Annotated in this window: 12 protein-coding genes and 2 pseudogenes; 1 reads left to right on the plus strand and 13 read right to left on the minus strand. The window is 68.8% G+C overall.

Going from position 1 to position 15,121, the window contains the following annotated elements; genetic code table 11:
• Positions 1 to 234 precede the first annotated feature (234 nt).
• The 3 genes and pseudogenes from BW730_RS06115 to BW730_RS06125 form a co-directional block, all read right to left on the minus strand.
• Entirely contained in the window at positions 235 to 873 is a 639-nt protein-coding gene (locus BW730_RS06115; RefSeq protein ID WP_158522494.1) for an NADPH-dependent F420 reductase, read from the minus strand.
• A pseudogene (hisS, locus tag BW730_RS06120) lies at positions 870 to 2,199 on the minus strand (histidine--tRNA ligase). Before hisS ends, BW730_RS06115 begins: the two are co-directional and overlap by 4 nt.
• A 9-nt stretch (positions 2,200 to 2,208) precedes the next feature.
• Positions 2,209 to 2,829, minus strand: coding sequence for an MBL fold metallo-hydrolase (locus BW730_RS06125; RefSeq protein WP_158522496.1), 621 nt, complete (start codon positions 2,827 to 2,829; stop codon positions 2,209 to 2,211).
• A gap of 81 nt (positions 2,830 to 2,910) precedes the next feature.
• On the opposite strand from BW730_RS06125, the gene BW730_RS06130 reads away from it, so the two are divergent.
• Positions 2,911 to 4,155, plus strand: a complete 1,245-nt coding sequence (locus BW730_RS06130; protein ID WP_077685488.1) for a DUF349 domain-containing protein — start codon at positions 2,911 to 2,913, stop codon at positions 4,153 to 4,155.
• 79 nt (positions 4,156 to 4,234) lie between these two features.
• Here the strand turns inward: BW730_RS06130 and BW730_RS06135 are convergent, their stop codons facing one another.
• From BW730_RS06135 to ruvC, 10 genes and pseudogenes are all read right to left on the minus strand, one after another.
• On the minus strand, positions 4,235 to 6,508 hold the full coding sequence (locus BW730_RS06135) for a RelA/SpoT family protein (RefSeq protein WP_077685489.1): 2,274 nt from the start codon (positions 6,506 to 6,508) through the stop codon (positions 4,235 to 4,237).
• A 375-nt stretch (positions 6,509 to 6,883) separates the two neighbouring features.
• Positions 6,884 to 7,063, minus strand: a complete 180-nt coding sequence (locus BW730_RS06140; protein WP_077685490.1) for a hypothetical protein — start codon at positions 7,061 to 7,063, stop codon at positions 6,884 to 6,886.
• 832 nt (positions 7,064 to 7,895) lie between these two features.
• Complete coding sequence (locus BW730_RS06145; protein WP_226997101.1) at positions 7,896 to 8,846, minus strand: potassium channel family protein; 951 nt, start codon at positions 8,844 to 8,846, stop codon at positions 7,896 to 7,898.
• Positions 8,847 to 8,984: 138 nt separating this feature from the next.
• Positions 8,985 to 9,524 (minus strand): adenine phosphoribosyltransferase, encoded by a 540-nt coding sequence (locus BW730_RS06150; protein ID WP_077685492.1) that lies wholly within the window; start codon positions 9,522 to 9,524, stop codon positions 8,985 to 8,987.
• On the minus strand, positions 9,521 to 10,666 hold the full coding sequence (gene secF, locus BW730_RS06155; protein ID WP_077685493.1) for a protein translocase subunit SecF: 1,146 nt from the start codon (positions 10,664 to 10,666) through the stop codon (positions 9,521 to 9,523). Before secF ends, BW730_RS06150 begins: the two co-directional genes overlap by 4 nt.
• The gene (gene secD / locus BW730_RS06160; RefSeq protein WP_077687543.1) at positions 10,666 to 12,219 is read right to left on the minus strand and encodes a protein translocase subunit SecD; all 1,554 of its coding nucleotides are present in this window, start codon (positions 12,217 to 12,219) and stop codon (positions 10,666 to 10,668) included. Before secD ends, secF begins: the two co-directional genes overlap by 1 nt.
• A gap of 81 nt (positions 12,220 to 12,300) precedes the next feature.
• Entirely contained in the window at positions 12,301 to 12,882 is a 582-nt protein-coding gene (gene yajC, locus BW730_RS06165) for a preprotein translocase subunit YajC (protein ID WP_077685494.1), read from the minus strand.
• Complete coding sequence (gene ruvB, locus BW730_RS06170; protein ID WP_077685495.1) at positions 12,873 to 13,979, minus strand: Holliday junction branch migration DNA helicase RuvB; 1,107 nt, start codon at positions 13,977 to 13,979, stop codon at positions 12,873 to 12,875. Before ruvB ends, yajC begins: the two co-directional genes overlap by 10 nt.
• Positions 13,979 to 14,595: pseudogene (gene ruvA, locus BW730_RS06175) on the minus strand (Holliday junction branch migration protein RuvA). Before ruvA ends, ruvB begins: the two are co-directional and overlap by 1 nt.
• Complete coding sequence (gene ruvC / locus BW730_RS06180; protein ID WP_226997195.1) at positions 14,592 to 15,104, minus strand: crossover junction endodeoxyribonuclease RuvC; 513 nt, start codon at positions 15,102 to 15,104, stop codon at positions 14,592 to 14,594. The pseudogene ruvA and the gene ruvC overlap by 4 nt, the downstream one beginning before the upstream one ends.
• Positions 15,105 to 15,121: the final 17 nt, after the last annotated feature.

A 15,121-nucleotide genomic window follows, 5' to 3' on the forward strand; every position in this document is an offset into this window, starting at 1 on the left:
CCTCGACCAGCTCGGGGAACGAGGGCGAGCACCGCTCGTCGAGCTTGTCGAGACGTCCGAAACCGGCGGCGGACGCTCGGCGAACGGACCCCTCTACAGGCTCGGGGAACGGAGAGAGCGGACCCCTCGACAAGCTCGGGGAACGGAGAGAGCGGACCCCTCGACAAGCTCGGGGAACTGAGAGAGCGGACCCCTCGACAAGATCGAGGAACGAAGCAGGCTCGTGGAATGGCGCTATGTCGCGGGGCGGGCGTCCAGCGCGGCGCGCAACTCGTCGGCGCCCACCGGGATGCCGAAGATCGGCGAGGACGGCTCGATGCAGCGCGAGGCGCTCCGATCGGCCTCGACGGGGTCGAAGCCCAACCGATCGACCAGGTTCGCCACCTCCGCGCGGGCCTCGGCGTCGTCGGAGACGACCGCGATGGCCCTGCGCAGCGGGTGACCGGACTCGTGGGCGTCGGCGATCAGGTCGGAGTAGCCCAGGTGGTTGAGCGACTTCACCAGCCGCATCCGCGGGTTGTGGGCGCGCACCAGGGAACTGGTGGTGCCGTCCCAGGTCGGGTCGGGGTGGCCGCCAGCAGCGTCCCAGGCGTTCATGGCGTCGACGACGATCTTGCCCTCGAGCGGCCCGTAGTCGATCGAGTCGGCCTTCCCGAACGGGATCGCCAGCACGACGATGTCGGAGTCGGCGACCACGTCGGCCTCCGGCAGCAGCCTGGCCCCGGGCAGCACGGTCTCGATCACCAGCGCGAGCATCGGCTGGCGGGGCGACCCGGCGATCCGCACCTCGTAGCCTGCGTCAAGCGCGAGCCGGCCGATGGCGGTGCCGAGCTTGCCCGCGCCGATGATGCCGAGCCTGCGCGACTGGGTCACGCCTGGCCGACCGTCACGGTGAGATCCTCGACGGGCGGCGTCCACTCGGACGGCAACGCGGCGACCTGCTCGCCGCTGCGGATGTCCTTGACGGAGTCGTCGTAGCCGGCGCCGAACCAGACGAAGGGAATCCCGCGACGCTCGGCGTAGCGGATCTGCTTGCCGAACTTGTCGGCCTTCGGGGCGACCTCGACGGGGATCCCGCGCGAGCGCAACTGGCTGGCCACCGAGATGGCCTGTTCGCGGGCGTCCTCGTTGTCGACGGCGACCAGCACCGCGCTCGGGACGCTGCGCGACGCCGTCAGGGCGCCCTTGCCGATCAGCGGGGCGAGGATGCGGGTGATGCCGAAGGAGTAGCCGACGCCCGGGAACGTCGTCTTTCCGTCGCTGGCGAGCGAGTCGTAGCGCCCGCCGGAGGCGACCGAGCCGAGCTTCTCGGAGCCCTGCAGCAGGGTCTCGTAGACGGTGCCCGTGTAGTAGTCGAGGCCGCGGGCGATCTTGAGGTCGACCACGGCGCGCTCGGGTGCCGAGGCGCGGGCGACGCGGATCAGCGCGGCCAGTTCCTCCAACCCGGTGTCGAGCAGTTCGTGCGTGACGCCGAGCGCGCGGACCCGGTCGACGAAGGACTCGTCGGCGGCGGAGATCCCGGCGAGCGCGACACATGCGGCGGCCTGCGCGTCGTCGAGCCCCGCCTCAGTGGTGAGCAGTTGCGCGACGGCGTCGGGGCCGATCTTGTCGTACTTGTCGACGCGCTGCAGCACCGCGGACGGGTCCTCGATGCCGAGGCCGCGGTAGAAGCCCTCGGACAGCTTGCGGTTGTTGACGTGCAGCGTGACCGGGGCACCCCGAGGTCGCGGTGCAACTTCTCGAACACGTCGATCGCCACGAGCGGGATCTCGACGTCGTGGTGCGCGGCGAGGCTGCCCTGCCCGACGATGTCGATGTCGGCCTGGGTGAACTCGCGGTAGCGGCCCTCCTGCGGGCGTTCGCCGCGCCACACCTTCTGGATCTGGTAGCGGCGGAACGGGAAGGCGAGGTGCCCGGCGTTCTCCAGCACGTAGCGCGCGAAGGGACGGTCAGGTCGAAGTGCAGGCCGAGTTCGTCCGCGTCGCCGGAGTCCGCGTGCAGGCGCCGCACGACGTAGATCTCCTTGTCGATCTCGCCCTTGCGCGCCAACTGGTCGAGGGGCTCGACGGCGCGGGTCTCAATGGGTGCGAACCCGTGCAACTCGAAGGTCGAGCGGACGACGTCGAGGACGGCGAGTTCGGCGATGCGCCCGGCGGGCAGGAACTCGGGGAAGCCGCTGAGCGGCTTGGGGCGTGGCACGAGGCGTTCCTAGAGGGTGTTCGGCTGCAGATAGGGGTTGGAGGCGATCTCGTTGCCGAGCGTCGTCGGCTGCCCATGCCCGGGAAGGAGGGGCGAGTCCGGCGGGAACTCCTCCACGATGCTCGCGAGGGTGGCGCGCATCTGGTTCATGCTACCGCCGGGCAGATCGGTGCGCCCGATCGTCCCGTTGAAGAGGACGTCACCGGTGAACACGACGGTGACGTCGCCATCCGTGACGCTCAGCAGCGTGGAACCCAGCGTGTGACCCGGCGCCGCGAAGGGAGTCACCGTCAGGCCCGCGACCTCGACCGGCGACCCGTAGCCGCGCAAGTCGGCGACCGGCGGCGCGTCGGCGGAGCCGGTGATCTGTTCGACGATCGCGGTGCCGTGCGGGCCGAGCCCGTCTCCGGGCCGGGTGACGAGGTGCTGATCGTCGTCGGCCAGGTAGAGCGGAATGTCGAACCGGGCCGCCAGCGCGTGGGCGTCGCCGATGTGGTCGTAGTGGCCATGGGTGGCGAACAGCGCGACAGGGGTCAGGCCCTCATCGTCGATGGCTGCGGCGACCGGTTCGGTCGCGGTGACGCCCGGATCGACGATCAGGACCTCGCGCGCGCCCTCGGACGCGCGCACGAGATAACAGTTCGATTGCCAGGGCGAAACAGTGATGGGCTGAATGAGCACAAGGCCACCCTATCCCGCTAGATTAAGGCCATGAGCGAAGCACAAGCGCCCTCCGACTTCGGACGTGTTGATCCTGACGGCACGGTCTACGTCATCACGGGTGGCACCGAACGAAGTGTCGGGCAGATCCCCGACTCCACCCCCGAAGAGGCCATGGCGTTCTACGTCCGTCGCTTCGAGAACCTCGCGGCGGAGGTGACCCTCCTCGAGACGCGCGTCGGCGCGCAGGCGATGTCGCCTGAAGAGGCCAAGTCGGCCATCGCCACCGCCAAGTCGAACGTCGCCGAGGCCAACGCCGTCGGCGACCTCGAGTCGTTGACCACGCGCCTCGACGCGTTGAGCGAGACGCTTCCCGCGCAGATCGAGGCCCGCAAGGCGGCCCGCGCCGAGCAGAACGCCGCGACCGTCGCCTCCAAGGAGGCCATGGTCGTCGAGGCCGAGACGCTGTCGCAGGGCAACGACTGGCGCGGCGGGGTCGACCGGTTCCGGGTGCTGCTCGACGAGTGGAAGGCGCTCCCCCGCGTGGACCGCGCCACCGACAACGAACTGTGGCACCGCTTCTCGTCCGCCCGCACGCAGTACACGCGCCGCCGGAAGGCGCACTTCTCGGAGCTGAACTCGAAGCGCGACGATGCAAAGGCCGTCAAGGAGGCCATCATCGCCGAGGCCGAGCCGCTGGCGGATTCGACCGACTGGGGTGCGACCTCGGCCGCGTTCCGCGACCTGATGCAGCGCTGGAAGGCCGCGGGCAGCGCCCGTCGCGCCGAGGACGACGCGCTGTGGAGCCGGTTCCGCGCCATCCAGGACCAGTTCTTCGACGCCCGCACCACGGCCCAGAGCGCCGTCGACGGCGAGCAGACCGAGAACCTGACCGCGAAGCAGGAACTGGTCGCGCAGGTGACAAAGGACCTCGAGGGCGTCACCGAGGTCGACGCAGCGAAGTCGATCCACCGCGAGTTCCTGGCGAAGTTCAACGAGCTGGGTCACGTGCCCCGCAATGCGATGCGCGAACTCGACTCGAAGGTCCGCTCGATCGGCGACAAGGTCGCCCAACTCGAGGCCGACGAGTGGCGTCGCACCGATCCGGAGGCCCGCAAGCGCGCCGAGGACACCGTCGCGATGTTCGAGAACCAGATCGCCAAGCTACAGGCCGACCTGGACAAGGCCGAGGCCAAGGGCGATTCGCGCGCCGTCAAGGACGCGGCGAAGTCGATCGAGACCTACACGAGCTGGCTCGACCAGGCCCGCGAGACGCTGACCGACTTCCAGGGCTGAGCCCGAAGAACGCCGAGAAGGTCGGGACCCATCCGGGTCCCGACCTTTCGTGCTTTCGGGCGTCGACGAGTCGGCCGGGCTAGCCGGAGACGCGGAAGACGTCGTAGACGCCTGGCACCCGGCGGACCTGGTTGATCACGTGCTGCAGGTGCGTCGGGTCTGCCGACTCGAAGGTGAACTTGCCGGTGAACTGGCGATGCTTGTTCGTCGAGATGTTGACCGACAGGATGTCCAGGTGCTGCTCGGACAGCGCGGAGGACACGTCGGAGAGCAGCCGCGCACGGTCGAGGCCCTCGATCTGGATCGTGACGACGAAGGTGCTGCCGGTCTCCGCGCCGGACCAGGACACCGGGACGATCCGGTCGGGCTCCTTCTTCAGCGCAGGCACGTTCGAGCAGTCGGCGCGGTGCACCGACACGCCGTCGCCGCGGGTCACGAAGCCGATGATGTCTTCGCCGGGCAGCGGGTAGCAGCACTTGGCGAACTTTGCGACGACCGAGTCGTCGCCGTCGACCAGGATGTGGGCGCCGTCGCTGACGGGCCTGCGGCGCTGCCGCACCACGACGTCCTCGGTGACGGTGTCGACCGTCTCCTCCTCGCCGCCGTGCAGTTGGACGAGCTTCTCGACCGCGGCCTGCGCCCCGATGTGTCCCTCGCCGATCGCGACGTACAGGTTCGGCACGTCCTTGTAGCCGAGTTCGTTGGCGACCGCCGTGAGGTTCTCCAACGTCAGCAGGCGCTGCATCGGCACGCCCGTGCGGCGCAGGTCGCGCGCAAGGGTCTCCTTGCCGTGCTCCATGGCCTCGTCGCGGCGCTCCCGCGAGAAGTGCTGGCGGATCTTCTGCCTGGCCCGCGAGGAGACGACGAAGCCAAGCCAGTCGCGGCTCGGGCCGGCGCCCTCCGCCTTCGACGTGAGGACCTCGACCTTGTCGCCCTGCTGCAGCGGCGTCGACAGCGCGACGAGCCGCCCGTTCACGCGGGCACCGATGGTGCGGTAGCCGACCTCGGTGTGGACGGCGAATGCGAAATCGACCGGGGTCGCACCGACAGGAAGCGCCATCACCTCGCCCTTGGGCGTGAACACATAGATCTCGTCGGAGTTGATCTCGAAGAGCACCGAGTCGAGGAACTCGCTCGGGTCCTCGGTCTCCTTGCTCATCACGCCGAGTTGGTGCATGGCGCGCATGCCCGCCTCCTCGGCGGTGACGCCGTTGCGGAGGTCCTCCTTGTACTTCCAGTGCGCCGCGACACCGTACTCGGCCCGACGGTGCATCTCGTGGGTGCGGATCTGGAACTCGATGGGCTCGTTGTTAGCGCCGAGCACCGTCGTGTGCAGCGACTGGTACATGTTGAACTTCGGCCCGGCGATGTAGTCCTTGAACCTGCCGGGGATCGGCTTCCAGCCCGCGTGCGCGACGCCGAGCACCGCGTAACAGTCCTTGACGTCGTCGACGAGCACCCGCAGCCCGATCAGGTCGTAGATGTCGCGGAAGTCGCGGCCGCGGACCATCATCTTCTGGTAGATCGAGTAGTAGTGCTTCGGTCGCCCGTACACGGTGGCCTTGATCTTGTTCTCGGCCAGCTTCGACTGGAACTCGGCGATCAGCTCACGTAGGTAGCGCTCGCGCCCGGGCGCCGACTGGGCCACCATGTCGACGATCTCGGCGTACACCTTCGGCTCGATCGTCGCGAACGACAGGTCCTCGAGCTCCCACTTGATGGTGTTCATGCCGAGCCGGTGCGCCAGCGGGGCGAAGATGTTGAGCGTCTCGGTGGCGATCCTGACCCGCTTGTCGGGCCGCAGGTAGCCGAGGGTCCGCATGTTGTGGAGTCGGTCGGCCAGCTTGATGACGAGGACGCGGACCTCTTCGCTGGTGGCCATGATCATCTTGCGGATGGTCTCGGCCTTCGCGGTCTCGCCGTAGGTCAGCTTGTCGAGCTTGGTGACGCCGTCGACCATGTGGGCGACCTCGTCGCCGAAGTCGGCGCGCAGTTGCTCGAGCGAGTAGTCGGTGTCCTCGACGGTGTCGTGCAGCAGGGCCGCGACGAGCACGGGCTCGGTCATGCCGAGCTCGGCGAGGATGGTGGCGACCGCGAGCGGGTGCGTGATGTACGGGTCGCCCGACTTGCGGGTCTGGCCCTCGTGGTGGTGCTCGGCGGTGCGGTAGGCCCGCTCGAGGACGGCCAGGTCGGCCTTGGGGTGGTTCGACCGGACGATCCTGAACAGCGGATCGAGGACGGCGGACTTCGACGGCACGGCCCCGAGCCTCGCCAACCGGTGACGCATCCGTAGGCGCGGCTGTTCGGGCCCGGTCACCAACCGGGAAACGCCCGTCAAGCCCTCGTCTGCCATGCGCAGAGTCTAGTGCCGCCCACAACACGCAGGGCCGATGACCACGCCGTGACGCATCACCTGTAGTCGGACGCGGAACTCGGGCGTCTGCGGTGACCTCCCTGTGCCGGGCTCCAACCCGCCTGGGCGGCGTTCCTCACGCCTGGTGCCGCGGCGTTCCTCGAGCTTGTCGCCCCGTTCCCCGAGCCTGGCGCCCCGTTCCCCGAGCCTGTCGCCCCGTTCCCCGAGCCTGTCGAGGGTCCGACCGCCACCGGCGACGCACGACGCCTCTCGACCGTTGGCGTCTAGTGCTCCCGATCCTGGCGCCCCGTTCCCCGAGCCTGTCGAGGGGTCCGACTGCCACCGGCACGCACGACGCCTCTCGTCTGTCGGCGTCTAGTGTTCCCGATCGCCCTCGTCGCGGCGCTCGTCCTGGGAGCCGAGGTCGTCGGCGCCGAGGGTCTCGTCGCGGATCTCCTCGCGCCGCTCCTCCTGCTCTTCGCGGTCGTCGCGTAGTTCGTCGAACTTGTCCTTGCCCATGGCGATCCTCACCTTCGATGTCGCTGTCTGCGTCATGTCATTCTGCCGCCCGACGGGCAAACAGGGGCCTGATCAGGGCAGACGAGGGGGACGACGCGCACAGGCAGACGCATGCGGGGCGATGGACGCCGCGGACCGGGACGGAGCGCTCGGCGATCGGACCCCTCGACAAGCTCGGGGAACGAAGGACAAGCTCGAGGAGCATCGTTCCTTGAGCCGGCCCGCCGACGAAGTCGCGCGGCCGAGTCGAAAGGTCCGCAACCCTCAACGACGACCGAACCCCACGCACCTGCACAACGTAAGGGGCCCGAGAGCGACCGGAGCGCTCGGCAATCGGCCCCCTCGACAAGCTCGGGGAACGAGGCGACTAGCTCGGGGAACGACCGGAACGCTTGGTGGTCGGACCCCTCGACAAGCTCGGGGAACGAAGGACAAGCTCGAGGAGCATCGTTCCTTGAGCCGGCCCGCCGACGAAGTCGCGCGGCCGAGTCGAAAGGTCCGCAACCCTCAACAATGACGGAACCCCACGCACCTGCACAGCAACAGGGACCCGAGAGCGACCGGAGCACTCGGCAATCGGACCCCTCGACAAGCTCGGGGAACGAGGCGACTAGCTCGGGGAACGACCGGATTGCTTGGTGATCGGACCCCTCGACCAGCTCGGGGAACGAGGCGACTAGCTCGGGGAACGACCGGAATGCTTGGTGATCGGACCCCTCGACCAGCTCGGGGAACGAGGCGACAAGCTCGGGGAACGACCGTAGCGCTCGGTGATCGGACCCCTCGACAAGCTCGGGGAACGAGGCGACAAGCTCGGGGAACGAAGGACAAGCTCGGGGAACGTTGGACCCGCGGGAGCGCGCGCCTCTCAGTCGTCGAAGGAGCGCAGGATGTTCTTGTCCTTGGGCGACGGCGGCTGTGCCCTGCGCACCACGATCAACTCGTCGCCGATCTCGATCCGGGTGGCCGACTTGTCGTAGAACCTGCGCAGCGTCCCGTTGCGGATCACGCCGATCACGCGCTCGCCCAGCACCGCGGACGGCGGCTGGCCGACCTCGTCGGCCGTCGCCAGGCGCTGGTGCACCTCGAGTCCTTCGGCGCCGGTGAGCATGTCCTGCATGATCGTGCCCAACTCGGGGCCGATCGCCGACAGGCCGAGCAGGCGGCCCACGGTCTCGGAACTCGTCACGACCGCCGAGGCGCCCGACTGGCGCACCAGCGGAACGTTGTCGTGCTCGCGCACCGACACGATCACCCCCGCCGTCGGGTTCAACTGGCGCACCGTCAGCGTCGTCAGGATCGACGCGTCGTCGCGGTCAAGCGAGATGATCACCTGCCGCGCCTTGCTGACCTCGGCCCTGCGCAGCAGCGAGCGGCGGGTCGCGTCGCCCTGGAAGGCCGCATAGCCGTCGAAGTTGGCCTCGTTGACCGCAGCGGTGTTCGCGTCGATGACCACGATCTTGTCCGGCTTCTCCCCCTGGCGGCGCAGCGTGTTGACCGCGCTACGGCCCTTCGTGCCGTAGCCGATCACGACGATGTGGTTGCGCATCTTCTTCCTCCAGAAAGAGTCCTTGATCGCGCGGCTGCCCTGGTTGGCGAGCACCTCGATGGTCGTACCGACCAACACCACCAGGAAGGTGATGCGAAGCGGTGTGATGATCAGGGCGTTGATCAGTCGGGCATGCGGCGCGATCGGGGTGATGTCGCCGTACCCCGTCGTCGTCACCGTGACGGTGGCGTAGTAGAGCGCGTCGATGAAGGAGACCCCGTCTCCCCCGGTGTTGTCGATATAGGCACCGCGGTCCACCCACACCAGCATGGTCGTGAGCATCAGCAGCCCGAGCGCCAGCAGAGAGCGGCGAGCCAGTTCCTTGAAGGGGCTCGTCGCTATCCGCGGGAGCGAGACCAGGGACAGGATGCCCCCTTGCTCGCCCCTGACTGGAGCTTTTCCATTGGCTCAGACTGTCACCAGCGCGGTGCACTTGTCGATGCCCATCTCGACGAGGCGCTCGCGGCCGTGCAGGAAGCTCAACTCCATCACGACGCTGACGTGCACCAGTTCGGCGCCCATCGCCTTGAGCAGTTCGGCTGTCGCGCCGATGGTGCCTCCGGTGGCGAGCACGTCATCGACCACGAGCACCCTCGCGCCGGGAGTGATGGCGTTGCGGTGCATGGTCAGCGTCTCCGAGCCGTACTCAAGCTCGAACGAGTGGCTGATCGTCTCCCCCGGCAGCTTGCCCGGCTTGCGCACCGGGACGAACCCGGCGCCGAGCGCCAACGCGACGGGGGCGGCGAAGATGAACCCGCGCGCCTCCATGCCGACGACCACGTCGATGCCCTCGGGGGCGGACGCGACCAACTCGTCGACCGCGGTCTGGAACCCCTCCGGGGAGGCAAGCAGCGGCGTGATGTCCTTGAACACGACGCCCGGCTTCGGGAAGTCGGGGACGTCGACGATCAGGGAGCCGATCAGCTCCCGGTTCGTGTCGCTGGTCACTTGCCCTTCCTTCGGTCGGCCCTGCTCACGTTGGTGCGACGCTGCTGCCGCGCGCCCTGCTCATCGGTCACCTCGACGACGGGCTCCGTCAGAGTGACGGTGCCTGCCGCCGCGCCCGACGTCGCCGCCGTCGCGACGGACTCGCGGTGAGCCGCCTTGGCGGCCGAGCGGGCCTTACGACGCTCGATCTGCTCGCGGTGCTCGATCATCTTCGGCTCCCGCTCGCGCAGCCACGCCAGCAGGGGCGCCGCGATGAACAGGGACGAGTAGGCGCCCGCGATCATGCCGACCAGCAGCGCGAGGCCGAGGTCCGCAAGTGGGCCGCTCTGCAGGACCGTGCCTGCAATGAACAGCGCGAGCACCGGCAGCACGCCGATCACCGTGGTGTTCAGCGAGCGCACCAGCACCTGGTTGATGGCCCGGTTGGCCTGCTCCGAGTACGTGTACGTGGTGTGCTCGATGCCCTTGGTGTTCTCGCGGATCTTGTCGAACACCACGACGGTGTCGTACAGCGAGTAGCCGAGGATGGTGAGCACGCCGATGACGGTAGACGGGGTGACGGTGAAGCCGACCGCCGCGTACACGCCGACGGTCACGATCAGGTCGTGGAACACGGCCACGATGGCCGCGATCGACATCTTCCAGTCCCGGAAGTAGGCAGCGATCAGCACCATGACGAGCGCGACGAACACCACGAGAGCGATGACGGCCTTCTGGGTGATCTGCTGGCCCCACGAGCCGCCGATGGCGTTGTAGGTGACATCGTCCGGTACGACGCCAGCGATCTTGGCGATCTCGGCGCGCGTGGTCGTCGTCTCTTCGGGAGTCAGCGACCGGGTCTGGATCCGGATGCTGGAGTCGCCGAGCGAGAAGACCTGCGCGTCGAGTTCGTCGACCGACAGTTCATTCATGTGCGCGCGCACGTCGTCGACGGTGGACGACGTGATCTTCATGGGCGCCTGGAAGTCGGTGCCTCCGCTGAACTCGATGCCGAGCGTGAGTCCCCGCACCAGCAGCACGACGACCGTGAGTGCCACGAGGATGCCGGAGAAGATGAACCAGCCCTTGCGGTTCTTCATGAAGTCGTAGGACAGGTGCCCCGTGTACAGCCGTTCGGCGACGCTGAGTTTCTTCTCGGCCATCATGCCTCCTGCGCGATCGTCGAGGTGGAGTCCTTGCGGCGGAGCCTGCGCCCGAGCAGCGACTCCTGCGTGACTCCCATGTGGGCGGCGTCGAGGCCGGAGCCGCGACGTCCCTCACCGAAGAACTTGGTGCGTCCGAGCAGTTCGACCAGCGGCCGGGTGAAGAAGAACACCACGGCGAGGTCGAGAAGAGTGGTCAGGCCGAGCGTGAACGCGAAGCCCTTCACCGAGCCGATGGCAAGGATGAACAGCACCACGGCCGACAGCAGCGAGACGGCGTCGGAGATGACGATGGTGCCGCGGGCCTTCTCCCAGCCCGACTGCAGCGCCGACTTCAGCGACTTGCCTTCGCGGATCTCGTCCCTGATGCGTTCGAAGTAGATGATGAACGAGTCTGCGGTGACGGCGATACCGACGATGGCTCCGGCGATTCCTGGCAGGTTCAGCGCGAACCCGAACACGGAACCGAGCAGCACCATCATGGCGTAGGTAGCGGCGGCCGCGACTGCGAGCGACGCCACCACGACGATGCCCATGGCGCGGTAGTACAGGAACGAGTAGAGCGCCACGACCGCGAGGCCGAGGATGCCTGCGATGATGCCGACGCGCAACTGCTCGCCGCCAAGCGTCGGGGAGACGGTCTCGACCTGGCTCGGCTCGAAGCTGAGCGGAAGCGAGCCGAACTTCAGCACGTTGGCCAGGCCCGCGGCCGAGTCGGCGTTGAAGTCGCCTCGGATGATTGCTTCGCCGTTGGCGATCTTCGCCTCTGCGCGGGCCGCGGATTCGACGACGCCGTCCAGCACGATCGCGAACATGTTGCGCGGCTGGGTCTGCGAGACGAGGGTGCCGGTCAGGTCGGAGAGGCGCGTGGCGCCCTCCGAGTTGAAGCTCAGCGTGACGGCGTAGGCGAGGTCACCCTGCGGGATGCCGAAGGAGGCGGTGTTGAGGTCCTGGCCGCGGATCGCGATGGGGCCGAGGAGGTACTTGTAGACGTCCTGGTCGTCGCAGGCGACGAGCGCGCGGTCCGCATCGTCGTGCGTCGGGTCGCCGCAGGTGAAGTCGGCGAGCGCCTGGGTGTCGGCCGCGGTCGGCTGGTAGGCCAGCACGTCGGCCATCGACAGCAGTGGCTCGTCGCCCGCCTGCCCGTCGGCACCACCCGTTGGCGTGGCCGCGGGGCTAGGCGTCGGGGTCGGGCTTGCCGGGGCCGTCGGCAGGCCAGGCACCGGGGTCTCGCCAGGGCTGGGGGTCGCCGTCGGGCCGGTGCCAGCCGCCACGTCGAGCACTGGCCGGAAGGCGAGCTGCGCGGTGGCGCCCACGAGTTCGGCCAGGTCGTCGCGGTCGACGTTGGGGGCGGAGACAACGATGTTGCGGTCGCCCTGGATGGCGACGGAGGCCTCACCGACGCCCAGACCGTCGACGCGCTGCTGGATGATGTCGCGGGCCAACTCGAGCGAGTCCATCGGGACCGACCTGTTGGTGGCCGACAGCGTGATCGTCTGACCACCCTGCAGGTCGAGGCCGAGCTTCGGCGACCACGTCCTGGTGACCGCCATGATGACGAACAGGCCCGCGATGATGAGCAGGAATACGGTCAGGACGACGGCGGGGCGTCGCCTCCTAGCGGTGGTCGCCACTTACTTGGAGTCCTCCGGGCGGGGCTTCTCCTCGGCGGGGGCCTCGAACGACGGTGCGTCCTTGCGCTCCCACGGCTGGTAGTCGCTCGCGTCGTCGTTGGAGGCCTCGACGGTCTCGGTCTCGGCGACGGGCTCGTCGTAGGGGCCGCGGGCCGAGTCGTCGGCGTAGGGGTTCACGGCGTCGTCAGCGTAGGGGCTGACGGCGTCGTCGGCGTAGGGGCTCGCCTCCGAGGCCTCGTGCGCGAGGGGGGCGTCGAGGTCGGCGTCGTAGCCGATGCCCACCGGAGCTTCGCCCTCGGCGATCTCGTCGGTGAACTCGAACTCCTCGTCCTCGGCCGTCACCTTGCGGGCGACGTTGCCCTTGAGGACCGTGATCTCAACCCCGGGGGCGAGTTCGACGATCATCTGGCGCTCGCCGACGTGTGCGATCGTGCCGAAGATGCCGGAGGTCAGCAGCACCCGGTCCCCTTCGCCGAGCTGGGCTCGCATCTCCTGGTCCTTGCGCATCTTCTTCTGCTGCGGGCGGATCATCAGGAAGTACATGATCGCGAACATCGCGACCATCAAAAGGATCAATTCCATGGTTCACTCCGGTTGAGTTCTGGGCCACCGCTCAGAATAGCGGAGCCGCGTCGATAGTCATTAACCGCGTCATTCGTCTGTGTCGAACAGCGCGGGCATCGCCGCCGGGGGCGGACGCCCAGGTGGGCATAGGCGGCGCGGGTCGCGACCCGGCCGCGTGGGGTTCTGATCAGCAGGCCCTCCCGAATCAGGAAGGGCTCGGCGACCTCCGAGACGGTCTCGATCTCCTCCCCCACGCTGAGCGCGAGGGTCGACAGCCCGACGGGGCCGCCGTCGAACAGCTTGCACAGCGCCTCAAGGACACCACGGTCGAGCCGGTCGAGGCCACGCTCGTCCACCTCGTACAACTCGAGGGCCGCACGCGCCACGTCGCGGTGCGCGGTGGCGTGCCCCCTGACCTGCGCGAAGTCGCGCACCCGGCGCAGCAGCCGGTTCGCGATGCGGGGGGTGCCCCTGGAGCGGCGGGCGATCTCGCCCTCGGCGGCCTTGTCGATGCGGATGCCCAGCTTTCCCGCGGAGGCGGCGACGATGCCCGCCAGGTCTGCCGGGTCGTAGAAGTCCAACTGGGCGGTGAACCCGAACCGGTCGCGCAGCGGGCCGGGCAGCATACCCGCGCGCGTGGTCGCCCCGACCAGCGTGAACGGGGGCAGTTCGATGGGGATGGCGGTCGCGCCTGGGCCCTTGCCGACGATGACGTCGACGCGGAAGTCCTCCATCGCGAGGTAGAGCATCTCCTCCGCGGGTCGCGACAGCCGGTGGATCTCGTCGAGGAACAGCACGTCGCCCTCATCCAGGCCGGACAGGATCGCCGCAAGGTCGCCGGCGTGCTGGATGGCGGGACCCGAGGAGATCCGCAGCCCTGAGCCCAGTTCCGCGGCGATGATCATGGCAAGGGTCGTCTTGCCGAGGCCGGGAGGGCCGGAGAGCAGGACGTGGTCCGGGGCGGTGCCGCGGTGCATGGCTGCGTCGAGGACCAGTGCGAGTTGCTCCCGCACCCGCGGCTGCCCCTCGAACTCGGCGAGCCGCTTGGGTCGCAGCGCAGCCTCGTAGTCGCGCTCCTCGCTCAGTGCGTGCGGGTCGACCTCGGAGAGCTCCACTACTTCTTCCTCGCCAGCGAGTTGAGCGCGGCGCGCAGCAGTTGCCCGATGCCGATGTCAGGGTTCTCGTCGACGAGGTGCGCGACGTTGTCGGCAGCGGTCTCCGCGTCGCGGGCCGACCATCCGAGCCCGGTCAGGCCCTCGGCGACCTGCGCGCGCCACAGTTCGGGCTCCGCGTTGCTGAGCGGCTGGGGGGCCTCGTCTCCTCCGTCGCTGAGCACGAGCACCTTGTCCTTCAGCTCGATGACGAGCTTCTGGGCGCCCTTGCGCCCGATGCCGGGCACCGAGCACAGCCTGGCGAGGTCCTCTGCCTGCACGGCGCGGCGGAACTCGCCGGGGGTCAGCACCGACACGATCGCCAGGGCGAGCTTCGGCCCGACTCCCGAGGCGGTCTGGGCGAGCTCGAAGGCCTCGCGCTCCCCTCCTCCGCGAAGCCGAACAGCGTCATGGAATCCTCGCGGACCACCATCGACGTGTGCACGACCGCCGCCTCGCCGGGCCGGAGGGCTGCGGCGGTGGACGGGGTGACGTGCACGAGAAAACCGACACCCCCGACGTCGAGCACGCAGGAGGTGGCACCGGCCTTCAGCACGGTGCCGCTGAGCTGAGCGATCATCGCTTCCCCTTGGCTGCCGCTACGGCCGCGGCGTATCTGTTGGTCGCGGCGCCGCGCCACACCTGCGTGACGGCGATGGCGAGCGCGTCGGCCGCGTCGGCCGGCTTCGGTGCTGCGTCGAGACCCAGGATCCTTGTCACCATCGCGGCGACCTGCGCCTTGTCGGCCGATCCCGAGCCGGTCACGGCCGCCTTCACCTCGCTTGGCGTGTGGAACGTGACTCGCAGCCCTCGGCGGGCGCCGGTCAGCGCCGCGACCCCTGAGGCCTGCGCGGTGTCCATCACCGATGCGAGGTTGTGCTGCGCGAAGACCCGCTCGATGCCGACCGCCTCAGGCTGGTACTCGTCGAACCACTCGACGAGGCCGCGCTCGAGGGCAAGCAGTCGGAGCGCGACGTCCTCACCGACGGGGGTCCGGACGACGCCGACGGCCACCAACCGGGGCGGCCGACCGACCGTCCCTTCAACCACGCCGACGCCGCAGCGGGTGAGGCCGGGGTCGATCCCGATGACGCGCATGGAGGTGT

Origin of the sequence: Tessaracoccus aquimaris (assembly GCF_001997345.1) — a bacterium.
Lineage (GTDB): Bacteria > Actinomycetota > Actinomycetes > Propionibacteriales > Propionibacteriaceae > Arachnia > Arachnia aquimaris.